This is a genomic window from Burkholderia sp. MSMB1072 (assembly GCF_001524725.1).
Classification (GTDB): domain Bacteria; phylum Pseudomonadota; class Gammaproteobacteria; order Burkholderiales; family Burkholderiaceae; genus Burkholderia.
Genome location: NZ_LOYC01000012.1, coordinates 43,370 through 64,664 on the forward strand (window position 1 = coordinate 43,370; position 21,295 = coordinate 64,664).

Genomic DNA, 21,295 nt, shown 5'->3' on the forward strand with positions numbered 1-21,295 from the left:
GCGAACGGGTTAACGGCTCGGGGAACGGGCGGCTTTTATCCGCATGCGACGCGAATCTTGACGATTGCGACAGAGGGGGGAAACCGAGGCAGCGCGACTAGCCGCCGTCGCCGAGCCTCGCGCGAATCTCGTCGGCCGACAGGTCGCGCTGGTGCGTGGCGATCTGCCAGACGTTTCCCCACGCGTCCTTCACCATCGCCCGCCGGTCGCCGTACGGCATGTCGGCGGGCGCTTCGAGCGGGATCGCTTGCGCCGCGAGCGCCCGTCGATAGGTGGCGTCGGTGTCCTGGACATACACGTACAGAAACGCCGGCATCGGATCGCGCAGGCCGTCTCCGCCGCTGACCATCACGACGGAGTCGCCGATCCGGATCTCGGCAGGCAACCCGGCACGGCATTCGCCTTCTGCGTCGAACACCGTGCGGATGAAGGCGACCAGGTTGCGCGGATCCGGCACGACGATCCGCGGCGTGACGGTATGCCATCCATCGGGTTGAAATGGAGCCATGATGTGCGACCTCCAACGAGATTTCAGGCTGGATTGTCCTCCTCGAACGGCAACCTGCAAAGCGGGCGCGCGGTATCGACCGCGAGCGTTTCCGTGCATCGCTTCACGTGTCGGCCTCGTAAAACAGGCCGTATTCGCCGTTCGTTCGCCCGATTCGCGCGAACCCGGGTTCCCCCAGATGCATGCCGGCGATCAGCAGCCCTTCCGAGCTGGCCCGGTCGAGCAGCCGTGCACGCGTCGCCGCCGCCTGCGACGCATCCTGGTCGAACGCAATCGAGACGTCCGGCCGCTTGATCTGGATGTGCGGGAAATGCACGATATCGCCCCACACGAGCAGGCCCTGATCGCCGGATTCGAGCACATAGCCGGTATGTCCGTCGGTATGCCCCGGTAGCGGGATCGCAGCGATTCCGGGCAGCACCTCGCCTTCGTCGAAGGTCCGAAGCGCGTCGCCGTAAGCGTCGAATGCCTGACGCGCGATCCGGAAATTGCCGCGGGCGCGCTCGCTGGCTCGGCTCAGATTGCCGTCGTCGCGCCAGAACGCGACCTCGCGCCGATGCGCGAGCAGCTCCGCATTCGGAAACGCAACGTGTCCGGCGGCATTCGTCAGCCCGCCGATGTGGTCGGGATGGGCGTGCGTGAGCAGAACCGTGTCGATCTCGGCAGGATCGATGCCGGCCAGCCGTAAGTTGTCCTGCAGACGGCCGCCCCATTGCCTGATGCCGCCGGCCCCTGCATCGACGAGAATCGTGCGGCCCGCGCCGCGCACGACGTAGCAGTTGATATGTACGGCGGACGGCGCCTGCTGCCCGGCCGCGCGCTGCATGCCGGCAGCGTCGGCCACGTCGATATTCGACAGGAAATCGAGGCTGGCCGTGAGGTAGCCGTCGCTGATCGCGGTGATCGTGAAATCCCCGACACGCTGACAGGGAAACGTAACGTTGGACATCATGCTTCTCCGGTGCGGCTAGTTTCGCGCGTGAAGGTTCGGCACGGCATGACCGAAACAGCGGATGCGCGCCGTCAGCCCCGTGCGGCGAACGACGGCGCGATCCAGCGCTTCCATGAACGCGTCCATGACCGCGGGCGGACGGAACGATTCCACGCGATACCGGATTTCCGCGAAAACGGGATGCCCGCAGCCGTGCCGAACCGCCACGTAAATGACGTGGACGTTCCTGACTTCTGCCTGAAGGACACGCGTACAGAGTTCGATGCAGTCGCCGGAAAGTTCGGCGAGGCGCGCGTCGGGCGGCATGCGTTCCGCATCGATATGGAAAGTCACGTTAGGCATCGCCGCGCTTCTTCGTCAGTTGCATCGTCATCGGTGCGTACAGGTCAAGGCCGGCCGGTACGTCGTCGACGAGCGGGGCATCGCTCCGGGGGAGTACCGCGAGCCAGCGGCGCGCCGGAAACCGCTCCAGTGCAACGGCCTCCATGGCCAGCGGCTTCAGGCCCAGTTCGATGAGCGGGCCGGGGCCGCTGTCGCTCAGCACGAGCAGTTCGCCGGCGTCGACCGCCGGCGCATGATCGATATCGCCGTAGAGATTGCGGTGCCAGTCGGTGATGTGCTGCTGCCAACGCGCGAAATTGCCGCCGCCTTTCCGTCGATATTCATCGCCGGTCAGAACGTCGAGACCGTCGATCGTGTGAATGGCCAGATAAACGGGGCAGCCGCCGCTTATCGCCCTGAAGCGCTGCGACGTGTGAAAGCCCGCGACCGAGATGAGGGCCGGCAGCTTGTCGTCGCTGTAGAAATCGTTCCATTCGGCTTCGCTGGCGGCGTCGGCGAAGCTGCATTCGACGGTATAGATCATTGGATCGTCCTTCGTGACGAGTGAGCATCCTGCACCTCGAATACGGGATATTCAGTGCAGTGACGTAATGCTAATCTGCTGTCTTTCACACAGATATCGACTTAAAGTCAGCCTTCAGTGACATTTGATCAAGCTGACCGTCGAACGCACCCCGACCGGCGAAACCCACGATGCGACGCAAGATCCCCAGTAATTCCGCGCTCCTGGCCTTCGAGGCGGCGGCCCGACACGGCAGCTTCGCCCGCGCCGCCGACGAGCTGGCGCGCACCGAAGGCGCCGTCAGCCGCCAGATCGGCCGGCTGGAGGCGTTCCTCGGCGTGACGCTGTTCGAGCGCGTCGGCAACCGCGTGCGGCTTGCGCCCAACGGCACGCGATACGCGGTGCAGGTGCGCGAGATTCTGGATCGGCTGGAACGGGACAGCCTGTATCTGATGGGGCAGCCCGTCGAAGGCGCGAGCATCGACATCGCCGCGATCCCGACCTTCGCGACCCGCTGGCTGATCCCGCGGTTGAAGCGCTTTCAGGCGCGCCATCCGAACGTCACCGTGCACATCGCCGAACGGATGGAACCGTTCCTGCTGGCCGGCAGCGGGTTCGACGCCGCCATTCATTTCGACCATCCCGCGTGGGCCGGCATGCATCTGCATCCGCTGCTGGAAGAGGTGCTGGTGCCCGTCTGCAGTCCGGCGCTCATCGAACACGCCGGCGCGAATCCGTCGCTGGATGCGCTGCCGCGCCTTCATCGGCGACAGAATCCGGATGCGTGGCAGGTCTATGCGCAGGAAACCGGCATCGTGCTGACCAATCCGGCGATCGGCCCGCGATACGATCTTCATTCGATGCTGATCGAGGCCGCGCTGGCCGGTCTGGGTGTCGCACTGGTGCCGCGCCTTTACATCGGGACGGAGCTCGAGCAAGGGCGGCTGGTTGCGCCCTGGCCGGACGGCAAGGCGGTGACGAAAAACTTTTGCCTCGTGCTTCCCGAGCCGATCGAATTGAGCGCGGCGCCGGTGCGGACGTTTGCGGAGTGGTTGCTGGACGACGCGCGGGACGCGGCGCGTTGATGCCGTTGCGGTGGATTTCGGCAAGTTTGCGTAACGCAAAGGGAGCGCGGCAAAGGAACCGCATCCGCCGGCACGTCGAACCGCTCCACCACCCCGCTAATCCAGGTACGGCTTCAATACGCCCCCGATCCAGTCCATGAAAGCCCGCACGCGCGGCGACAGATTGCGCCGATGCGCGACGACGAGCGACGCGGCAAGCGGCTCGGGACGCAAGTCCGGCAACACCTCCACGAGCGCGCCGCTTTCGAGGTGATGCGCGAGCGCCGAATAGCCGGCCTGTATCAGCCCGATGCCCGCCAGCCCCGCCGCGTGATAGGTCTGCACGCTGTTGACCTGCATCGCGCTGGGCAACGGCAACCACGCATAGCCGTCGCCATCCGGATATTCCCATCCGGGATGCCGCGCGCCGAGCGTCAGCGTGTAGTGGATCATCTTGTGCCCCTGGCTGTGCAGATCGGCGAGCGTATGCGGCACGCCATGCCGCGCGAGATAGGCAGGGCTCGCCGCATTCGTCATGCGCAGCCTGCCAAGCGGCCGGGCAATCAGCGTCTCGTCGGCGATCGGGCCCAGCCGGATCACGCAATCGAACCCTTCCCGAACGAGATCGACACGCCGGTCGGTGCTGGACAGCTCCAGCTCCAGATCCGGATGCGCGGCCATCAGTTGCGGCAGCGCCGGCACCACGACGCTGCGCGCCAATTCCGTGGGCATGTCCACGCGCAACCTGCCGCGCAGCGACGCGCCGCGCCCCGAGAACATCGACTGCAATTCCTGCACTTCGGCGAGCAGGTCGGTCGCACGCGCATAGAACGCGCGGCCGTCCTCGGTGAGCTGCACGCGCCTCGTGGTCCGATGCAGGAGTGCGACACCCATGTCCCGTTCGAGCGCACGGATGACCGTGGATACCCGTCCTTTCTGAATGCCGAGGCTTTCGGCGGCACGCGTGAAGCTCGCCATTTCGGCGACACGGGCAAAAATCAAAAGCGCATCAAGGTTCTGCATTGTTCATCCGGAAAGTAACGGAACGTTCAATCTGTCGTTGTTTATAACCCGATTGCGGCTCGGTAGAGTGGCTTCCCACGTCGTCTGAACGACAACCCGAACGAAAGGAAACCATCATGGATCAACTCTCCCCGCCGGCAAAAACGGTCGTCGTCTACCACTCCGGCTACGGCCATACGCAACGGATGGCCGCCGCTGTCGCGGACGGCGCCGGCGCCGCGCTCGTCGCGATCGACGCCGACGGCAACCTCGCCGACGACGCGTGGCACACATTGGCCGACGCCGACGCGATCCTGTTCGGCTCGCCAACCTACATGGGCGGCCCGAGCTGGCAGTTCAAGAAGTTCGCGGATGCGTCGTCGAAGGTCTGGTTCGAAAGCGGATGGCGGAACAAGATCTTCGGCGGCTTCACCAATAGCGCAAGCCTCAACGGCGACAAGCTCAATACGCTCGAATACTTCTTCCTGCTGGCCGGACAGCACGGCGGCATCTGGGTCAGCATGGACATCAAGCCGGCCAATCTGAAAACGTCGGCGCGCGACGACCTGAACCGCATGGGCGCCTACATCGCGCCGATGGCGCAAACTCCGGCCGATGCGTCGCCGGAAGAGATGTCGCCGGGCGACCTCGAAACGGCCCGCCGCTATGGCGCACGCGTCGCGGCGATTGCCGGGCAGTTGCGGGCCGGCACATCACGCTCCAACTGACATTCCGACGTTCGTGCGGGGCGCCACCGGCCGACGCCTCGTATTGTGTCCGGCCGATTCCGAAGGGCGCAACAATGAAATACAAGCAATTGGGCCGCACCGGCCTGTACGTCTCCGAGCTGTGCCTCGGCACGATGACGATGGGCGGCAACGCGGATGCCGGCATGTGGGCGGCGATCGGTGCGGTCGGCCAGGACGACGCGAACCGTCTGATCGCCCGTGCGCTCGACGCCGGCATCAACTTCATCGACACCGCCGATATTTACTCGTTCGGGCAGTCCGAACGCGTGGTCGGGCAGGCGCTGCGCGACCTCGGCGTCCCGCGCCACGAGATCGTGCTGGCGACGAAGACGGCCGGCGTGATGGGCACAGGCCCCAACGACCAGGGCGCGTCGCGCGGTCACATCATGGATTCGGTGCAGCGAAGCCTGGAACGGCTCCAGGTCAACCATATCGACCTGTACCAGATTCACGCGAGCGACCCCGTCACGCCGATCGAGGAGACGCTGCGCGCGCTCGACGATCTGACGCGACAGGGGCTGGTCCGTTACGTCGGCGTGTCGAACTGGCGCGCGGGCAAGATCGGCAAGGCGCTCGGCCTGAGTGCCGCGCTTCACGCCACGCGCTTCGAGACGCTTCAGGCCTACTACTCGATCGCCGGGCGCGACGTGGAGCGCGAGCTGGTTCCGCTTGCCGTCGACGAGCAAATGGGGCTGCTCGTCTGGTCGCCGCTCGCCGGCGGATTGCTGTCGGGCAAGTTCGGCCCCGGCGCGTCGACCGAAGCAGGTTCGCGGCGCGGTCATTTCGATTTTCCGCCGGTCGATCCGGATCGGGCCTGGCCGTGCGTGGCGGAGATGCGCGCGATCGCCGGCGCGCACGGCGTCTCGGTCGCGCGGATTGCGCTCGCGTGGTTGCTCGCCAGGCCGGCCGTCACCAGCGTCATCATCGGCGCCAAGCGGATCGATCAGCTCGACGACAATCTCGGCGCGGTCGACGTCGTCCTGACCGACGAAGAACTGGCGCGCCTCGATGCCGTGAGCGCGTTGCCGCCGTGCTATCCCGGCTGGATGATCGCGCGTCAGGAAGCGGGCAGGATTCCCGGGCTGTTCACACGCACCACGGCGCAATAGGACCGGCGGCACTTCATCGGCGGTTCGGCACGGGCGGTGCCGAAACCGCCCGTGTCGAGCAGGCCGTGCCTGCGATGCGCGCTTGCATCCGGTAGTCCGGTTTCTTGTACAGCGTTGCGGAACGCGCCTCAACGTCCGGACGATAGACTGACATCGATGTTGTCGGTCATGATGTTCTCTCTTCAGGTTGCGCGCGCGTCACGCCTCGCGCCGCGAAAATACGTCCTTGAACACGGGCATCGCCGAAAAGACGTTCGGCCATCCCGCGTAGAACGCCAGTTGAGTCAACGTCTCGGATGCTTCGGCCAGCGTGAGCCCGTTGTCCATCGCACGGTTCAGGTGATACGGGATCTGCGCCACCTGGCCGTTGGCGACGAGCGCACTCACCGTCACCAGGCTGCGGTCGCGCGGCGCGAGCCCCGGGCGGAGCCACAAGTCGCGAAACAGCGCGTCGGTCGTGTACTCGACCACGCCCGGCGCGACGGCGCCGAAGTTTTCCGCGACCGTCCGTGCGCGCTGCGCTTCGGCCGCCTCGTTCAGCGGCAGCGGCGTGACGTCCGCCGGTGCGAGCTGATCGGGGCCGATGCCGCGTTCGTCATAGACGTGCTTGACGACAATCGACGCGGCGCTCGCGTTGGCCCATCCCGCGTAAAAGGCCAGGTGCGCGATCGTTTCCGATATTTCCGTGGGCTTCACGCCGTGATCCAGCGCGAGGCGGACCTGCAGCGGCATCTCGACGGTCTGGCCGCGGGCGATCAGCACCGACAGCGTCACGATGCTGCGATCGCGCGGCGACAGGTGCGGCCGCTTCCACAGGCCATCGAACACGGTGTGCGTCGTGTATCGCTCGAAGGCCGGGGCGACCGCTCTCAAATCGGGGGAAGACAAGGGTTCCTGCATGGTGTCGGTCCTTTGCATGTGAGTGCACGCGGCGGCGAGCAGGGCCAGGCCCGTCGCGGTAACGGGCCGCAACGGGCGACGCGTGCGATCGTCACCGTGCGCCGTACTGCGCATCGGTGACGTGTTCGAGGATCGCGTGCCGCTGTACGCAACCGCGATGTCCGCGCTGGCCGGCATCGAGGCCAACGCAGCGGCAGCGGGCGCGTTCATTGCGGCTCACCGCTGCCGAGGTATTGCTCGTCCGTCACCTTGTCCAGCCAGTCGACGTTCTTGCCATCGAGCGCTTCCTGAATCGCGATATGCGTCATCGCGGTGGTCGACGTCGCGCCGTGCCAGTGCTTGTGGCCGGGCGGACACCAGATCACGTCGCCCGCGCGGATCTCGACGCGCGGCTCGCCGTCGCATTGCGTCCAGCCGCAGCCGGCGGTCACGAGCAGCGTCTGGCCGAGCGGATGCGTGTGCCACGCGGTGCGTGCGCCCGGCTCGAACGTCACGCTGGCGCACGACACGCGCGCCGGCGGCGACGGTGCGTTCAGCGGGTCGATGCGGACCGTGCCGGTGAACCATTCGTCGGGGCCTTTGATCGAGGGCTGCGAGCCCGCGCGCTTCAGTTCCATGATGTCTTCCTCTATCGAAAAAGGTGCCGCATGGATCGCTCCAGCGGTCGGCCATCCCACTTTAATGACTCGCGATTCATGCGACTAGATGGCAAAATCGGCATGGACCTATGCCGTGGTGCATGAATCAATGGAAGACTTCAACGATCTGGTGGCGTTCATGGCCGTCGCGCGCGAGCGCAATTTCACCCGTGCGGCCGCGCAGCTCGGCGTGTCTCAATCGGCGTTGAGCCGAACGGTGCGCGCGCTGGAAGCCCGCATGGGCATTCCGTTGCTGACGCGCACGACGCGCAGCGTGTCGCCGACCGAGGCCGGCGAGAGGTTGCTGGCATCGATCGCCCCGCGCTTTCAGGAAATCGAGGCGGAACTGGAATCGCTGCGCGCGATGACGGACCAGCCAGCCGGCAACGTCCGGATCACCGCGACCGACTATGCGGCGAACGAGTACGTGTGGCCGCAGCTGCAACCGCTGCTACGTCGATATCCGGCGCTCAAGGTCGAGCTGGTGAACGACTATGGACTGACCGACCTCGTCGCCGGCCGCTACGACATCGGCGTGCGGCTCGGCGACCAGGTCGCCAAGGACATGATCGCGCAGCGTATCGGGCCGGACATGACGATGTCGATCATTGGTTCTCCAGATTACCTTGCGTCCCGCCCCACGGCGAAGACGCCCCAGGACCTGACCCGGCACAACTGCATCAATCTTCGGCTGCCGACCAGAAACGCGCTGCTGTCGTGGGAATTGAGCAAGGGGCGCCGCCACTTGCAGGTCCGCGTCGAAGGGCAGTTGACGTTCAACAACGTCTATCAGATGGTCGACGCGGCGCTTGCCGGCTTCGGGCTCGCCTATGTGCCGAAGGATCTGATCGCGCATCACGTCGAAGCCGGACGGCTCGGCTGGGTGCTGGAGGACTGGTTTCCGACGTTCGTCGGGCACCACGTCTATTATCCGAGCCGGCACAAATCGTCGCGAGCCGTGGAACTCGTGGTCGACGCGCTCAGGGCCGGGTATCGACGCGCCACACGATCGGCATGAGCCGTGACTCCGGTATATCGACAGCGCTCCGCCCGTGACGACATCGCTCCTGCGTCGCGCATCACTTCGGAAACACGCCTCGGCTCATCGCATCGAGCTGCCGGACGATCTCGGCGCGCAAGTCGGCCGATACGTCGACGCTGTCGAGCAACTCCGAAATCCACAACCCGTCGGCCGCGAGCCGGCAAATCATCAGCATCGCGGCCCGCTCGAGCGGCACCGGGTCGGGCCGCGTCCATTCGCGCATCGGCACCGACCATCGCGCGCGCGTGTCCGTCTCTGTGATCATCGACGCGACCAGCACGCGCAGCACGTCGGTACTCGCGGCCGGATTGGCCGCATCGAGCACCGCATGCAGATACGCGCGCGCCGCCGCGCCGTCGCCGTCGGAATCCGCCGCGAGCCGCGCGGCCAGTTGCGCGCCGAACCGCTCGGTCGCCTGCCCGAACAGCGCGTCCAGCAGCCCCTGCTTGTTCGCGAAGTGATATTGCAGCGCGCCTTTCGTCACGCCGGCGCGCTCGGCCACTGCATCGAGCGTCAACGCGGCCACGCCGTGATGCGTCGCGATCTCCGACGCGGCCGCCAGCAATTGCGCGCGCACCTGATCCGGCGCTTTTTTCCGCCGCACGCCGGTCGCGGCGGTAGCCGGCGGCGCCGCTGATCCTTCAGAGGCCCGTGCAGCGGGCGTTTCAGCCGATTCGACGGGCGCGGACACGTCGCGCGGCGCGGGTTCGAGGCGTTTTTTCATGGTGCGGATGGTAGCACCGCACGTCTCGATATAAACATTCCGTCTGGATGGTATGATCCGCCGCATGAACAAATCGGCCCCCTCCCCCTGGTCCACGCTCGACACTGCCATCGCCCGTGGACGCGACGCACTCGTGCGCCTTCAGCAGCCCGACGGCAGTTGGTGTTTCGAACTCGAATCCGACGCGACGATCACCGCGGAATACATCCTGATGATGCATTTCATGGACCGGATCGACGACGTGCGCCAGGAGAAGATGGCGCGCTACCTGCGCGCGAACCAGCGGCTCGACACGCACGGCGCATGGGACCTGTACGTCGACGGCGCGCCGGACGTGTCGTGCAGCGTGAAGGCGTATTTCGCGCTGAAGGCGGCCGGCGACAGCGAACAGGCGCCGCACATGGTCCGCGCGCGCGATGCGATCCTGAAGCTCGGCGGCGCGGCACGCTCGAACGTGTTCACGCGCATCCTGCTCGCGACGTTCGGTCAGGTGCCGTGGCGCGCGACGCCGTTCATGCCGGTCGAATTCGTGCTGTTCCCGAAGTGGGTGCCGATCTCGATGTACAAGGTCGCGTACTGGGCGCGCACGACGATGGTGCCGCTGCTGGTGCTGTGCTCGCTGAAGGCGCGGGCGCGCAATCCGCGTAACGTCTCGATCCGCGAGCTGTTCGTCACGCCGCCGGACGAAGAGCGCCGGTACTTCCCGCCCGCGCGCGGCATGCGTCGGCTGTTCCTCGCACTCGACCGCACGGTCCGCCATATCGAGCCGCTGATACCGAAGCGCCTGCGGCAACGCGCGATCCGGCATGCGCAAGCGTGGTGTGCGGAACGGATGAACGGCGAGGACGGGCTCGGCGGCATTTTCCCGCCGATCGTGTACAGCTACCAGATGATGCAGGTGCTCGGCTACCCGGACGACCATCCACTGCGGCGCGATTGCGAAAACGCGCTGGAGAAGCTGCTGGTCACGCGGCCGGACGGCAGCGTGTATTGCCAGCCGTGCCTGTCGCCGGTGTGGGATACCGCGTGGAGCACGATGGCGCTCGAGCAGGCGCGTGGTGTCGCGGCGCCGGAAACCGGCGAGTCGGCCGGCGCGCTGCGCGAGCTCGATGCACGCATCGCCCGCGCGTACGACTGGCTGGCCGAACGGCAAGTGAACGACCTGCGCGGCGACTGGGTCGAGAACGTCCCGGCCGACGTCGAGCCGGGCGGATGGGCGTTCCAGTACGCGAACCCGTATTACCCGGACATCGACGACAGCGCGCTCGTCACCGCGATGCTCGATCGGCGCGGCCGTACGCGCCGCCACGCGGACGGCACGAACCCGTATGCATCGCGCGTCGCGCGCGCACTGGACTGGATGCGCGGGCTGCAATCGCGCAACGGCGGCTTCGCGGCGTTCGATGCGGACTGCGACCGCATGTACCTGAACGCGATCCCGTTCGCCGATCACGGCGCGCTGCTCGATCCGCCGACCGAGGACGTATCGGGCCGCGTGCTGCTGTGCTTCGGCGTGACGAAGCGCGCGGAAGACCGCGCGTCGCTCGCGCGCTGCATCGACTACGTGAAGCGCACGCAGCAGCCCGACGGCAGCTGGTGGGGCCGCTGGGGCACGAACTACCTGTACGGCACGTGGAGCGTGCTGGCCGGCCTCGCGCTCGCCGGCGAGGACAAGTCGCAGCCCTATATCGCACGCGCGCTCGACTGGCTGCGCGCACGGCAGCATGCGGACGGCGGCTGGGGCGAGACGAACGACAGCTACATCGACCCGAAGCTGGCCGGCACGAACGGCGGCGAGAGCACGTCGAACTGCACCGCGTGGGCACTGCTCGCGCAGATGGCGTTCGGCGACTGCGAATCCGATTCGGTGAAACGCGGCATCGCGTATCTGCAGTCGGTGCAGCAGGAAGACGGCTTCTGGTGGCACCGTTCGCACAATGCGCCGGGCTTTCCGCGCATCTTCTACCTGAAGTATCACGGCTATACCGCGTACTTCCCGCTGTGGGCGCTCGCGCGTTACCGGCGGCTGGCGGGCGCCGCGGCGGCGGCGCCGGCTGCCGTCGAAGCGGACGGCACAGCTATCGCTTGAACGACCACGTGCTCGATCGCGCTGCGCGCGTCGAAACCCGGCGGAAACGAGACAAATGATTCATCGCGCAGGTCGGCCCGCCGCGCGACGCACTTGTGCGCGCGCCGCTGCCCGCGCGGCACGATGCAGCACATCGCGTTTTGCGCGAGCCGCATGCGGGACGGGCTCGGCGACTTCGACGTGGTGCGGTCTTGCGCCCGGCGAGACGATCGGCCGGATCAGACGAAACCCTCTTCGACCAGCGTGCAGCCGTGGGCCGTGATCTCGTGCCGCTGGCCCGAGCCGCCGACCACGCGGCTCCAGCTCTCGGACACGAGCACCGCGGCATCGCCGTCGGTGCGCTGCGCGTAACCGAATCCGCCGTACATGCCCATTTCCCGACGCGGCGGGCACGGCGACCTTACCGCCCGTCGCCGAGCGATCCGAGGATCCGGTAGGCGACCTTCACGCGGTCCTCGATCGGCACGCTGCCGTTCGCGAGCATCACGATCGCGATCCGCTTCGCGGGAACGAACGCGACATACGTGCTGAAGCCGCCGGTCGAACCCGTCTTGTTGATCCAGGTCGCGGGGTTTGGCGCAAGCGGCGGCTGGATCGCGCTGGCCGGCACCGCATCGAACAGCATCTTCGGCGCATTGCCCGCGAGCAGCGTGGGCAGCGCGACCGGGTACGGATACTGTTCCCAGATCAAATCCTGCGTCAGCGGGCCTGCGCGGAAGTAGCCGGTATGCGTGCGTTCGATCGCGCGCTGCAGGCGCGGCGCGGTCTGGATCATCCCCATGTTCGCCTGCACGAAGCGCAGCAGGTCGGCCGCCGTGGTCCGCACGCCGTACGCCTGCTGCCACAGCATGCCTTGCGTCATCCGGGTCGGCTTGCCGTCCTTCGTGTAGCCCTGCGCATAGTCGGCCATGTGCGCATCGGGCACGTCGATGTAGGTATGCGTCATCCCGAGCGCGGGAAAGAGCCGCTGCTCCATCAGCGTCGCGAAATCCTGGTGCATCGCCTTCGCGGTGAGCCAGCCGAGCATGCCGATCGCGACGTTCGAATACTTGCGCTGCGTACCAGGCGCATAGTCGGGCCGCCACGCGTCGAGATAGCGGATCAGGCCCGCGTCGTCGCGAATGCTGTCCGGTACCTGCAGCGGCGTCCCGCCGGGCGTGTGCGTGCCGAGCTGGAGCAGCGTCACGACGCCGAACGGCTTGCCCTGCACCTCGGGCAGATATTTGGCCACGGGGTCCGCGAGCGACAATTCGCCGCCCTCCTGCGCGTCGGCGGCGAGCGTCGCGGTCAGCGTCTTGCTCACCGAGCCGATTTCGAACAGCGTGTCGCCAGTCACCGGCTTGCCGGTTTGCTTCGACATCACGCCGTAGTCGAACACGTAGGGCTTGCCGTCGGCGACGATGCCGACCGCCATGCCGGGGATCGCATACTGCTTCATCAGCGGCGCGATATGGCGGGTGACGGTGTCGTGGAGGTCGTCCTGCGTGACGGCGGCCGCACGACCGGCCGCGGCGGTCGCGCATGCGGCGACGAACAGGGTCGCGGCGAAGCGTGTCGCATTGAATCGCATGAGTGCGGTTCCTTTCGATTCCAGATGGTTGCATGGACAACAGATCTGGCCGCGCCGCGCGGAGCGGACGGCGGCCGGCCTGTCGAAGCAGGACTATCCGCTACCGCCCGGCCGCCAACAATCGACGATATGTTGCGCGAGCCGAAAGAAAAACTTATGAAATGCGCGACATGCCGGACGGGGCCGCGACTCCGTCGGCGCCGCATGCCTGATTTTTTCAGGAAAACCGGCCGGTTTTGACGGCATCGAATCCGGGCACATGCAGCCGATCGCCCGCGAACGCGTGCTCGCCGAATTCCTGCGCTCGCGCGCCGGCACGCGGCTCGCCCGGCAACTGCAACGCGTCACCTGCGCGATGGCGCTCGACATGCGAGAACGCGGCCGACGCACGCCTGCGCGTCGGCGGCCCGTGCGTGCGTCACCCCGGCAGCCGGTCGAGAAACGCCAGCATCGCCGCGTTGAACCGCGCGGGCCGCTGCAGCGGCGCGAAATGGCTCACGCCGGGCAGGATCGTCAGCGTCGCGCCGGGGATCGTTCGTGCGAGGTACGCCGCATGCTCGGGCCGGATGAATTCGTCGTGCTCGCCCTGCACGATCGCAACCGGCACGGCGATCGCCGCGAGATCCTGCGCGCTGTAATTCGGTTGCGTGCGCATCATTTCGCTGACGGCGGCCACGAACGCGTCGAACTGGTCCGGTGTCGCGGACAGTTGCGCATAGTCCTTGCGATGTCGCGCGAAACAACGGTCGATCAGCGGGCTCGGCACCATGTCCTTCGTGCCGCCCGGATCCATGTTGCACGCGAAGAAGAACACGCCGGCCGCGCGTTCCGGTGCGCGGGCAGCCAGCACGAGCGCGATGCATGCGCCGTCGCTCCAGCCGACGAAGCGCGCACGGTCGACCTGCAGCGCATCGAGCACGGCCAGCACGTCGGATGCCATGCGTTCGTACGAATAGGGTCGGTCGTCGCGCGTGCTGCGGCCGTGACCGCGGCTGTCGATCACGATCGCGCGATAGCCGGCCGCGAGCAGCGCCGGTACCTGGTTGCCCCAGTTGCCGCCATGGCCGAGGCCGCCGTGCAACAGCACGACCGCCGGCCCCTGGCCGAACGACGCATGCCGGATACGCGCACCGTCGTGGTCGATCCATCCTTCGGCATCGGCCGCCGGCAGCGGCGTGCCGCCGTGCGCGTCGAAGCGAAGGAGTTCGTCGTCGTCGAATTCCGCATTCATCGTTCAGCCGTCCTCGAGAGGGAGACGCGCTTGCGATTGTAATGCGTGCGGCCGACGCCGCCGTCGCCGCTCAGGCTTGCGTCGACACCAGCCCGCCCGACGGCGAGCCGCCGGATTTTTCGAGCGCCGCGGCAAGTTGCGAGATCGCCGTCGCCAGCGCGGCTGAAATCGCGCTGGCTTCCGCACTCAGCGACTGCTGTTCGACGGCCGCGGCCGGGTCGTCCTTCGCGCGCTGGGCCGCGGTGGCCATCTGCCGCTCCAATGTCGCGAGCTGCTTTTGCAGCCGCTCGATCAGCGCCTTCAACTGGGCGACTGCCGGGTCTTGCGACGATGCGCCCGCCGTGCCGGGCGCGGCGCCGGTGGCGCCCGTCGACTCCTTCGTGCCAGTGGTGCCGGAAGTGCCGGTCGAACCCGTGGCGCTCGCGGCATCCGTCGCGCCACCGGTGGACGACGTCGCGGCGGGCGGGTTCGCGGTCACGCCGCTGTCCGCGAGCGGGAATTGCGGGGTCGTGGAGAAATCGATCTGCATCGTGTCGGTCCGTGTGTCGTCGGTAAGCGAAATGACAGGGGCGAGAATCGCCTTTCAATTGTTGACGGCATTCGTCACACGAAACTTGAATATCGGGGGGCGGGTGGATTGCCGGATGATGACCGCCATTGATCGCGAAAGGGCCAGATTGGCGGCACGATGGCGCTGGTAAAATCGGCGCTTCGTCGGCGCGGAACGCGCATGTCGGATGTCTATTCCAGACCCGACCGCGTGATATCGCCGGCTTCGACTCCCGGCCGGCATGCAACGTGTGCCGACGCCGCCACCGCGGCTTCCCGGGTCGCCTTTTCCGTCGCCTGCGTGCACGCCTCGCTCACCGCTCGAGCGGCAAACGCCGCGCGGCACGCATTCACTTCATCACGCATTCGAGGAACACACGATGGCCCGCATCGGCGCCTTCTGCATCACGACGTGGCTCGCCGCCGCGATTCTCTACTTCGGCCAGCACTCCGTCGCGATGATCGTGCTCAGCGGTGTCGTCGTATTCGGCGGGTTCGATCTGCTGCGTCCGTGACCGCGCGGCCGTGCTGCCCGGTGCGGCCGTATCGGGCGCTTCATTCCCCGGCATTCTCGTGCACGCGTCGCCGGCTTGCGCGATCGACAACGCTTCGTCTAGCCGCGCGACGATGTTTTCCGCCATCTCGTGGCCGATCGACAAGCCGTGAGTGAACAGCGCCTGCGATGGCCCGTCAGCGCGGCAACGTCCTCAACGAAGACGGCCCGCCCGTCAGCGCGATCCGCTTGCCCGTATCGCGCAGCTTGCCGCCCTCGACTGCATACAGCGCAAGCTGCCGTTCGACGTTGAACTGCACGATCACGTGCCGGCTGTCGGCGGTAAACACGATACCCTGCGCGGCTTCGCCGCCCGGCGCCTCGCTCACCTTCACGGCCTGCCCGTCGCGGATTTCGAACAGCAGTACCTTGCCGAGCTTGTGGCGGCCCGGGTTGTCGGCCGTCAGGTTCGAGCCGTCCATCGCCTGCACGGCGATCCACTTGCCGTTAGGCGAAATCGCGACGCCTTCCGGCAGCGACGGCACCGTCAAATACTGGACCGTGCGGAACGGCACGCGCGATACGTCGATCAACGCGACCGAATCGGCGTCGCCCGCGAGCGTGCCGGCGTAACCCGGCAGCCCGGCGAGCCCGACGTTGCTGACGACGGCCCAGCGGTTGTCGCTCGACACGTCGATCGTGTACGGCGCAACGCCCGTGCTCAGGCGCGTGCCGCTGTCGGTTACCTTGCCGTCGTCGACGTTCAGCACTGCGATGCCCTGCTCGTCACGCAGCGACACGAGCGCATGCTTGCCGTCGTGCGTGAAGCTGATCCCGGCCAGCCGCTTCTTGCCGATTTTCAGGGTGCCATCGAGCGTCACGTGCGTGCCGTCGATGCGCAGGATCGACACGCTACCGTCGACGTTGGCGACGAGCGCGAGCCGGCCCGAGCGGTCGATCGCGATCCCTTGCGGATGCGTGCCGAGCTCGACGCGCGTAATCGCGGGCGGCACGGTGTCGAGATTCACGACCTGCAGGAACGTGTCGAGCACGAGCTGCTTCGCGGCCGTGTCATAGCGCGTCGGCGCACCGACGAGCGCGAGCTTCGCGTCGGGCGTGATCGCGACGGCCTGCGGCGGCCCCTGGATGCCGTTCTCGACGTCGACCTGCAGCGCGACCTTCGGCGGGAAGGTGTTCGCGTCGAGCAGCGTTAGCGTATCCGCGGGCGGAGACGGCAGATAGGTGTCGCGACCCTCGACGCGCTGGTACTTGCCGTCGTTGCCGGACACGATCCAGTCGGCGGCGTGTACGGCAACGGCCGTCGTGGCGAGGGCCAGCGCGGCGAGCAGGCGCGCGCTGCGCGGGCGGAAGGGATTCGAATGCATGGCGGTCGGTTCTCCGGATCGGTTGCGGACGCAATGGATTGCCCGACCCTGCTGCCCGACGGGCCGGCGCCATCGCATGATGCCCGAAAGCGCGCGCGCCCGGCGTCTTGCGCCCCGTTTCCGTCAGCTCGTCGATCGTGCGACTGCCGACCAACATGAGCGACACGCGCGCACCACGACGACGGCTTTACTAATTGATTCGGTCTTCGAATCAATTTCCATGTCGGTCGCGCTTCCCCATCGCACGACCGGCGACGCATCGCCGCGATCGTTCCCCACGGTAGACGCAATTATTTGATTGCTCTATACTCGCCTCAACTTCATCACAAAACGCATGATCTCGTGCGCAACGTGATGTCATTTCGCACTTCGGTGCGCATGCATCCGTTTCGCCACGTCAAAGGGGCCACCGGCCCCAGCGGTCGGCATCGAGCCGCCCGCATCCATGCCGTCTTCGCAAGGCGGCGCCCTGCTCGAACGCGCCTCGCCGTTACGGCGCCGCCGGGCTGAACCTGACAATCAGACGAACGCGTCGTCGCGTTCACCCGACCGCCAGCCGCATCTCGGTGCAGCCGGCAGCACTGTTTCCGTCAGTTCAATCGCGGCCATGCCGGGATCACGAACTTCCATCGCGACGCCATTCGGCGTCATCGCGGCGTGCGCGTGCGCGCGCCGCACCGGATTGAGGAGGCGTATCTTCATGACTCGACGCACTGTCCAACTGGTGGGCAGCCTGGTGGCAATCGTCGCAGCGGGATGGGCATTGGCGCGCGGCATCGGCGCCGAAACGTTCCATCAGCGCTCGGACGATCTCGCCTACTACGCGGGCCAGCACATGCTGCTGGTCGTCTATTCGATGACACTGGCCATCGCCGTCGGCGTGCCGGCCGGCGTGCTGCTGAGCCGGCCGCGATTCCGGCATCAGGCCGAGCGCTTCATGCAGGTCTTCAACATCGGCAACACGATCCCGTCGCTCGCCGTGCTGGCCATCGCACTCGGCATCTTCGGCATCGGCGACGTGCCCGCGATCGTCGCGCTGTTCCTCGCGTCGCTCCTGCCCGTCACGCGCAATGCGTACGAAGGCATGAAGAACGTGCCGGCCGCGCTGCGCGAAGCCGCCAAGGGCATCGGCATGACCGACTGGCAGTCGCTGGTCCGCGTGGAACTGCCCCACGCGCTGCCGATCATCGTCGGCGGCGTGCGCACCGCGCTCGCGATCAATGTCGGGACGGCACCGCTCGCGTATCTGATCGGCGCGGATAGTCTCGGCTCGCTGATCTTCCCCGGCATCTACCTCGACAACCAGCCGCTGCTGCTGCTCGGCGCGTCGCTCACCGCAATCCTCGCACTGGTGCTGGACGGCGTCGTCGCGGCCGGCAGCCGTCGCTGGCTCGCACGCCACGGAGGCGCCGCATGACGCTTCAACGCATCCTTCGATCGATCGCGCGGCTAGGCATCGCCGGCGCGCTGTGCGTCGCAGCCGGCACCCCGGCATTCGCCGCGAAGCTCGTGCTGGGCGCGAAGAACTTCACCGAGCAATACGTGCTGGCGGAACTCACGTCGCAATACCTGCGCTCGCGCGGCTATGACGTCGAAGTCCGCGCCGGCCTCGGCAGTACGCTCGCACGCAGCGCGCTGGAGAACGGCCAGTTCGACCTGATGTGGGATTACACGGGCACCGCGGCGCTCGTCTACAACAAGATCCAGGACAAGCTGTCGCCCGACGAAATGTACCGGCGCGTCAAGGCGCTCGACGTGCCGCGCGGGCTCGTGTGGCTCGATGCTTCGCCGCTCAACGACACCTACGCGATCGGCCTGCCGAGCCGGCTCGCGCAGGCTACCGGCATCCGGACGGTGTCGCAGCTCGCCGAGCACCTGAAGACCGATCCGGCCGCGAAGCATTACGTATTCGGCATGGACGCGGAATTCGCGAACCGCCCCGACGGCCTGAAGCCGCTGCTCGCCGCCTACGGCATGCAGTTCAGCCGCGCCCAACTGAAACAGATGGATCCGGGGCTCGTCTATACGGCCCTGCACAACGACCAGTTGCAGATCGGCCTCGTCTACACGACCGACGGACGCGTGAAGGGCTTCGGCATCGTGCCGCTCGAGGACGACAGGCACTTCTTCCCGCCGTACAACGCGACGCCCGTGGTCCGCAAGGCCACGCTGGAGCGCAATCCGAAGCTCGCGACGCAACTCAACGCACTGTCGGCCGTGCTCGACAACGACGCGATGCAGGCGATGGCCAAGGCGGTCGACCTCGACGGCCGATCGCCGCGCGACGTCGCCGATGCGTTCCTGCGCGCCCACCCGCTACCTTGAAGGAGGACCGATGAGCGTATTCGACTATCTCGCTTCGAGCTGGCCCGAGCTGCTGCAGCTCACGCTGCAGCACGTATGGCTCGTCGCGATCGCCGTGGGTTGCGCGATCGTCGCCGGCGTACCGATCGGTATCCTGATCAATCGTCACGACTGGCTGGCCGGGCCGCTGCTCGGCCTCGCCACGCTCGTGCTCACGCTGCCGTCCATCGCGCTGTTCGGCCTGATGATCCCGTTCTTCTCCCGCTTCGGCCAGGGCATCGGCGCCGCGCCCGCGATCACCGCTGTGTTCCTCTACTCGCTGCTGCCGATCATGCGCAACACCTACCTCGCATTGCACAACGTGGATGCGGGAATCAAGGAAGCCGGCACCGGCATCGGCATGACGTCGTGGCAACGCCTGCGTCTCGTCGACTTGCCGCTGGCGGTGCCCGTGATTCTCGCGGGCGTGCGCACCGCCGTCGTGATGAACATCGGCGTGATGACGATCGCCGCCGTGATCGGCGCGGGCGGCCTCGGCACGCTGATCCTGCGTGCAATCGGGCAGAGCAGCATGATGAAACTACTGGTGGGCGCGGTGCTCGTGAGCCTGCTCGCGATCGTCGCCGACCGGCTGCTGCAGATGCTGCAACGTGCATTGACACCGAAGGGAGTGCAGAAGACATGATCGAACTCGACAAACTGACCAAGACCTTCACACGCAAGGACGGCCAGGCCGTGCGCGCGGTCGACTCCGTGAGCCTGTCGGTGCCCGAAGGGGAAATCTGCGTGTTCCTCGGCCCGTCGGGCTGCGGCAAGACCACCACGCTCAAGATGATCAACCGGTTGATCCCCGCGACGTCGGGCCGCGTGCTCATCAACGGCGAGGATACGGCGCAACTGGACGAAGTCGACCTGCGGCGCCACATCGGCTACGTGATCCAGCAGATCGGGCTGTTCCCGAACATGACGATCGAGGAGAACATCACCGTGGTGCCACGCCTGCTCGGCTGGGACAAGAAGCGCTGCGCCGAACGCGCGCGCGACCTGATGTCGATGGTCGCGCTCGATCCGAAGCTGTACCTGAAACGCTATCCGCGCGAGTTGTCGGGCGGGCAGCAGCAGCGCATCGGCGTGATTCGCGCGCTGGCCGCCGATCCGCCCGTGCTGCTGATGGACGAGCCGTTCGGCGCGGTCGATCCGATCAATCGCGAATCGATCCAGAACGAGTTCTTCCAGATGCAGCGGCAACTGAACAAGACCGTGATCATGGTGAGCCACGACATCGACGAAGCGATCAAGCTGGGCGATCGCATCGCCGTGTTCCGGCGCGGCCAGCTCGTTCAGTACGATCACCCCGACACGCTGCTCGCCCGCCCGCGCGACGAGTTCGTCGCGCAGTTCGTCGGTCAGGACAGCACGCTCAAACGCCTGCTGCTCGTGAAGGCCGGCGACGCCGCGACGCAGCCCGAAACGGCGCGCGTCGATACGCCGCTCGCGCACGCGCTGGCGGTGATGGACGAAACCGACTGCCGCTACCTGACCGTGCTCGACGACGCGGGCCGGGCGCTCGGCTACGTGACGCGCCGCGCGGCACGCACCGACGGCGGCGTGTGCGGCGAACGCGTGACGCCGTTCCCGGCCGGCGTCGCAGCGGACGACAACCTGCGCATCGTGCTGTCGAAGATGTACCAGTACAGTGTGTCGTGGATGCCGGTGCTCGACGCCGACGGGGCATGGCTCGGCGAGATCACGCAGGATTCGATCGCCGCATACCTGAGCTCCGGCCGGTCGCGCCGGCAAACCGGCCAGCCGCCGGGCAGTCCGGCCGATGCGGCGGCCGCGGTCGCCTCGCCCTGAGTCGCGCCCGGGCCGGCGCTTCGTCGCACCGGTCTCGGGAAACGAACCGAATCGATGCCGCCCGTTGCAGAAAACGACGATCGTGTTCGTTCGGATCGTGCGTCGAAAAATCGGTAGCCCGAAACGAATCGGGAATTGAATTGAATCGACACGAGCGATCGGCTGTCGTGCGGCCTGACGCCGCTGCGCGAACTGCTCAAGCCGTGCTGCCGTGCGTCGACGCGGCGTGGGTCGAGCGCAAAGTGCGGCTCAGCGACGGCCGGCTGACGCGGATCGAACAGGCGC

General features: G+C 66.8%; 24 protein-coding genes and 1 pseudogene. 10 read left to right on the top strand and 15 right to left on the bottom strand.

From position 1 onward, the window contains the following. Positions 1-97: 97 nt before the first annotated feature. The 4 genes from WS89_RS34570 to WS89_RS07045 all read right to left on the bottom strand — a co-directional run bounded on the left by WS89_RS34570 (position 98) and on the right by WS89_RS07045 (position 2,325). Positions 98-508, bottom strand: a complete 411-nt coding sequence (locus tag WS89_RS34570; protein ID WP_059790144.1) for a VOC family protein — start codon at positions 506-508, stop codon at positions 98-100. Positions 509-611: 103 nt separating this feature from the next. Beyond that, positions 612-1,457, bottom strand: coding sequence for an MBL fold metallo-hydrolase (locus WS89_RS07035; RefSeq protein ID WP_059790291.1), 846 nt, complete (start codon positions 1,455-1,457; stop codon positions 612-614). Positions 1,458-1,475: 18 nt separating this feature from the next. Then, positions 1,476-1,802 (bottom strand): hypothetical protein, encoded by a 327-nt coding sequence (locus WS89_RS07040; protein WP_034208937.1) that lies wholly within the window; start codon positions 1,800-1,802, stop codon positions 1,476-1,478. Next, on the bottom strand, positions 1,795-2,325 hold the full coding sequence (locus WS89_RS07045) for a hypothetical protein (RefSeq protein ID WP_059790146.1): 531 nt from the start codon (positions 2,323-2,325) through the stop codon (positions 1,795-1,797). The genes WS89_RS07040 and WS89_RS07045 overlap by 8 nt, the downstream gene beginning before the upstream one ends. A 170-nt stretch (positions 2,326-2,495) precedes the next feature. Here WS89_RS07045 and WS89_RS07050 point away from each other — a divergent pair, with 170 nt between their 5' ends. Then, positions 2,496-3,389: a LysR substrate-binding domain-containing protein gene (locus tag WS89_RS07050; protein WP_059790148.1), complete on the top strand. Its 894-nt coding sequence runs from the start codon at positions 2,496-2,498 to the stop codon at positions 3,387-3,389. Positions 3,390-3,485: 96 nt separating this feature from the next. On the opposite strand, the gene WS89_RS07055 is transcribed toward WS89_RS07050, so the two are convergent. Next, positions 3,486-4,391 (bottom strand): LysR family transcriptional regulator, encoded by a 906-nt coding sequence (locus WS89_RS07055; protein ID WP_059781872.1) that lies wholly within the window; start codon positions 4,389-4,391, stop codon positions 3,486-3,488. A gap of 116 nt (positions 4,392-4,507) precedes the next feature. Here WS89_RS07055 and WS89_RS07060 point away from each other — a divergent pair, with 116 nt between their 5' ends. Then, positions 4,508-5,098 (top strand): flavodoxin family protein, encoded by a 591-nt coding sequence (locus tag WS89_RS07060; RefSeq protein ID WP_059790150.1) that lies wholly within the window; start codon positions 4,508-4,510, stop codon positions 5,096-5,098. A 74-nt stretch (positions 5,099-5,172) separates the two neighbouring features. After that, positions 5,173-6,228, top strand: a complete 1,056-nt coding sequence (locus WS89_RS07065) for an aldo/keto reductase (RefSeq protein WP_059790152.1) — start codon at positions 5,173-5,175, stop codon at positions 6,226-6,228. Between the two features lie 198 nt (positions 6,229-6,426). On the opposite strand, the gene WS89_RS07070 is transcribed toward WS89_RS07065, so the two are convergent. Together WS89_RS07070 and WS89_RS07075 are read right to left on the bottom strand one after the other, a co-directional pair. Further along, positions 6,427-7,128 carry a carboxymuconolactone decarboxylase family protein gene (locus WS89_RS07070; RefSeq protein WP_373558380.1) on the bottom strand — a complete coding sequence of 234 codons (702 nt, stop codon included), beginning with the start codon at positions 7,126-7,128 and terminating at the stop codon, positions 6,427-6,429. A 206-nt stretch (positions 7,129-7,334) separates the two neighbouring features. After that, positions 7,335-7,745, bottom strand: a complete 411-nt coding sequence (locus tag WS89_RS07075) for a (R)-mandelonitrile lyase (protein WP_059790155.1) — start codon at positions 7,743-7,745, stop codon at positions 7,335-7,337. Between the two features lie 130 nt (positions 7,746-7,875). On the opposite strand from WS89_RS07075, the gene WS89_RS07080 reads away from it, so the two are divergent. Beyond that, positions 7,876-8,784 carry a LysR family transcriptional regulator gene (locus tag WS89_RS07080; protein WP_059790156.1) on the top strand — a complete coding sequence of 303 codons (909 nt, stop codon included), beginning with the start codon at positions 7,876-7,878 and terminating at the stop codon, positions 8,782-8,784. A 61-nt stretch (positions 8,785-8,845) separates the two neighbouring features. Here the strand turns inward: WS89_RS07080 and WS89_RS07085 are convergent, their stop codons facing one another. Further along, positions 8,846-9,532, bottom strand: a complete 687-nt coding sequence (locus WS89_RS07085) for a TetR/AcrR family transcriptional regulator (RefSeq protein WP_059790158.1) — start codon at positions 9,530-9,532, stop codon at positions 8,846-8,848. A 52-nt stretch (positions 9,533-9,584) separates the two neighbouring features. Here WS89_RS07085 and shc point away from each other — a divergent pair, with 52 nt between their 5' ends. Further along, a complete protein-coding gene (gene shc, locus WS89_RS07090) occupies positions 9,585-11,621 on the top strand; it encodes a squalene--hopene cyclase (protein WP_059790160.1) in 2,037 nt (678 codons plus the stop codon). On the opposite strand, the pseudogene WS89_RS34575 reads toward shc, so the two are convergent. From WS89_RS34575 to WS89_RS07105, 5 genes and pseudogenes are all read right to left on the bottom strand, one after another. After that, positions 11,615-11,776 (bottom strand): annotated as a pseudogene (locus WS89_RS34575) (LysR family transcriptional regulator); the annotation flags it as partial. The gene shc and the pseudogene WS89_RS34575 sit on opposite strands and share 7 nt — an antisense overlap. Positions 11,777-11,839: 63 nt before the next feature. Beyond that, on the bottom strand, positions 11,840-11,989 hold the full coding sequence (locus tag WS89_RS34420; protein WP_257128146.1) for a hypothetical protein: 150 nt from the start codon (positions 11,987-11,989) through the stop codon (positions 11,840-11,842). A 32-nt stretch (positions 11,990-12,021) separates the two neighbouring features. Further along, positions 12,022-13,191, bottom strand: coding sequence for a class C beta-lactamase (ampC, locus tag WS89_RS07095; protein WP_059790162.1), 1,170 nt, complete (start codon positions 13,189-13,191; stop codon positions 12,022-12,024). Between the two features lie 418 nt (positions 13,192-13,609). Continuing rightward, the gene (locus WS89_RS07100; protein ID WP_059790164.1) at positions 13,610-14,422 is read right to left on the bottom strand and encodes an alpha/beta fold hydrolase; all 813 of its coding nucleotides are present in this window, start codon (positions 14,420-14,422) and stop codon (positions 13,610-13,612) included. Between the two features lie 70 nt (positions 14,423-14,492). Next, positions 14,493-14,951 carry a hypothetical protein gene (locus WS89_RS07105; protein ID WP_059498729.1) on the bottom strand — a complete coding sequence of 153 codons (459 nt, stop codon included), beginning with the start codon at positions 14,949-14,951 and terminating at the stop codon, positions 14,493-14,495. Between the two features lie 400 nt (positions 14,952-15,351). Here WS89_RS07105 and WS89_RS34580 point away from each other — a divergent pair, with 400 nt between their 5' ends. Next, positions 15,352-15,486, top strand: coding sequence for a hypothetical protein (locus tag WS89_RS34580; protein ID WP_006767081.1), 135 nt, complete (start codon positions 15,352-15,354; stop codon positions 15,484-15,486). A 175-nt stretch (positions 15,487-15,661) separates the two neighbouring features. Here WS89_RS34580 and WS89_RS07110 read toward each other — a convergent pair whose 3' ends face one another. Next, positions 15,662-16,849, bottom strand: coding sequence for a YncE family protein (locus tag WS89_RS07110; protein ID WP_059790166.1), 1,188 nt, complete (start codon positions 16,847-16,849; stop codon positions 15,662-15,664). A gap of 519 nt (positions 16,850-17,368) precedes the next feature. Next, complete coding sequence (locus WS89_RS07115) at positions 17,369-17,563, bottom strand: hypothetical protein (RefSeq protein ID WP_257127588.1); 195 nt, start codon at positions 17,561-17,563, stop codon at positions 17,369-17,371. Between WS89_RS07115 and WS89_RS07120 the strand changes: the two genes are divergently transcribed. Genes WS89_RS07120 through WS89_RS07135 form a run of 4 tightly spaced genes read left to right on the top strand, consistent with a single transcriptional unit; the run spans position 17,550 to position 21,010 of the window. Continuing rightward, positions 17,550-18,266, top strand: coding sequence for an ABC transporter permease (locus WS89_RS07120; protein ID WP_059790169.1), 717 nt, complete (start codon positions 17,550-17,552; stop codon positions 18,264-18,266). The two genes, WS89_RS07115 and WS89_RS07120, sit on opposite strands and share 14 nt — an antisense overlap. Next, positions 18,263-19,174 carry a glycine betaine ABC transporter substrate-binding protein gene (locus tag WS89_RS07125; protein WP_059790171.1) on the top strand — a complete coding sequence of 304 codons (912 nt, stop codon included), beginning with the start codon at positions 18,263-18,265 and terminating at the stop codon, positions 19,172-19,174. The genes WS89_RS07120 and WS89_RS07125 overlap by 4 nt, the downstream gene beginning before the upstream one ends. Before the next feature lie 10 nt (positions 19,175-19,184). Further along, positions 19,185-19,838, top strand: a complete 654-nt coding sequence (locus WS89_RS07130) for an ABC transporter permease (protein WP_059790173.1) — start codon at positions 19,185-19,187, stop codon at positions 19,836-19,838. After that, entirely contained in the window at positions 19,835-21,010 is a 1,176-nt protein-coding gene (locus WS89_RS07135; RefSeq protein ID WP_059790176.1) for an ABC transporter ATP-binding protein, read from the top strand. The genes WS89_RS07130 and WS89_RS07135 overlap by 4 nt, the downstream gene beginning before the upstream one ends. Positions 21,011-21,295: the final 285 nt, after the last annotated feature.

What these genes read in the sequence shown, in the direction of transcription:
- WS89_RS34570 (WP_059790144.1), bottom strand. Translation starts at nt 508, where the DNA reads ATGGCTCCATTTCAACCCGATGGATGGCATACCGTCACGCCGCGGATC.
- WS89_RS07035 (WP_059790291.1), bottom strand. Translation starts at nt 1,457, where the DNA reads ATGTCCAACGTTACGTTTCCCTGTCAGCGTGTCGGGGATTTCACGATC.
- WS89_RS07040 (WP_034208937.1), bottom strand. Translation starts at nt 1,802, where the DNA reads ATGCCTAACGTGACTTTCCATATCGATGCGGAACGCATGCCGCCCGAC.
- WS89_RS07045 (WP_059790146.1), bottom strand. Translation starts at nt 2,325, where the DNA reads ATGATCTATACCGTCGAATGCAGCTTCGCCGACGCCGCCAGCGAAGCC.
- WS89_RS07050 (WP_059790148.1), top strand. Translation starts at nt 2,496, where the DNA reads ATGCGACGCAAGATCCCCAGTAATTCCGCGCTCCTGGCCTTCGAGGCG.
- WS89_RS07055 (WP_059781872.1), bottom strand. Translation starts at nt 4,391, where the DNA reads ATGCAGAACCTTGATGCGCTTTTGATTTTTGCCCGTGTCGCCGAAATG.
- WS89_RS07060 (WP_059790150.1), top strand. Translation starts at nt 4,508, where the DNA reads ATGGATCAACTCTCCCCGCCGGCAAAAACGGTCGTCGTCTACCACTCC.
- WS89_RS07065 (WP_059790152.1), top strand. Translation starts at nt 5,173, where the DNA reads ATGAAATACAAGCAATTGGGCCGCACCGGCCTGTACGTCTCCGAGCTG.
- WS89_RS07070 (WP_373558380.1), bottom strand. Translation starts at nt 7,128, where the DNA reads ATGCAGGAACCCTTGTCTTCCCCCGATTTGAGAGCGGTCGCCCCGGCC.
- WS89_RS07075 (WP_059790155.1), bottom strand. Translation starts at nt 7,745, where the DNA reads ATGGAACTGAAGCGCGCGGGCTCGCAGCCCTCGATCAAAGGCCCCGAC.
- WS89_RS07080 (WP_059790156.1), top strand. Translation starts at nt 7,876, where the DNA reads ATGGAAGACTTCAACGATCTGGTGGCGTTCATGGCCGTCGCGCGCGAG.
- WS89_RS07085 (WP_059790158.1), bottom strand. Translation starts at nt 9,532, where the DNA reads ATGAAAAAACGCCTCGAACCCGCGCCGCGCGACGTGTCCGCGCCCGTC.
- shc (WP_059790160.1), top strand. Translation starts at nt 9,585, where the DNA reads ATGATCCGCCGCATGAACAAATCGGCCCCCTCCCCCTGGTCCACGCTC.
- WS89_RS34420 (WP_257128146.1), bottom strand. Translation starts at nt 11,989, where the DNA reads ATGTACGGCGGATTCGGTTACGCGCAGCGCACCGACGGCGATGCCGCG.
- ampC (WP_059790162.1), bottom strand. Translation starts at nt 13,191, where the DNA reads ATGCGATTCAATGCGACACGCTTCGCCGCGACCCTGTTCGTCGCCGCA.
- WS89_RS07100 (WP_059790164.1), bottom strand. Translation starts at nt 14,422, where the DNA reads ATGAATGCGGAATTCGACGACGACGAACTCCTTCGCTTCGACGCGCAC.
- WS89_RS07105 (WP_059498729.1), bottom strand. Translation starts at nt 14,951, where the DNA reads ATGCAGATCGATTTCTCCACGACCCCGCAATTCCCGCTCGCGGACAGC.
- WS89_RS34580 (WP_006767081.1), top strand. Translation starts at nt 15,352, where the DNA reads ATGGCCCGCATCGGCGCCTTCTGCATCACGACGTGGCTCGCCGCCGCG.
- WS89_RS07110 (WP_059790166.1), bottom strand. Translation starts at nt 16,849, where the DNA reads ATGCATTCGAATCCCTTCCGCCCGCGCAGCGCGCGCCTGCTCGCCGCG.
- WS89_RS07120 (WP_059790169.1), top strand. Translation starts at nt 17,550, where the DNA reads ATGACTCGACGCACTGTCCAACTGGTGGGCAGCCTGGTGGCAATCGTC.
- WS89_RS07125 (WP_059790171.1), top strand. Translation starts at nt 18,263, where the DNA reads ATGACGCTTCAACGCATCCTTCGATCGATCGCGCGGCTAGGCATCGCC.
- WS89_RS07130 (WP_059790173.1), top strand. Translation starts at nt 19,185, where the DNA reads ATGAGCGTATTCGACTATCTCGCTTCGAGCTGGCCCGAGCTGCTGCAG.
- WS89_RS07135 (WP_059790176.1), top strand. Translation starts at nt 19,835, where the DNA reads ATGATCGAACTCGACAAACTGACCAAGACCTTCACACGCAAGGACGGC.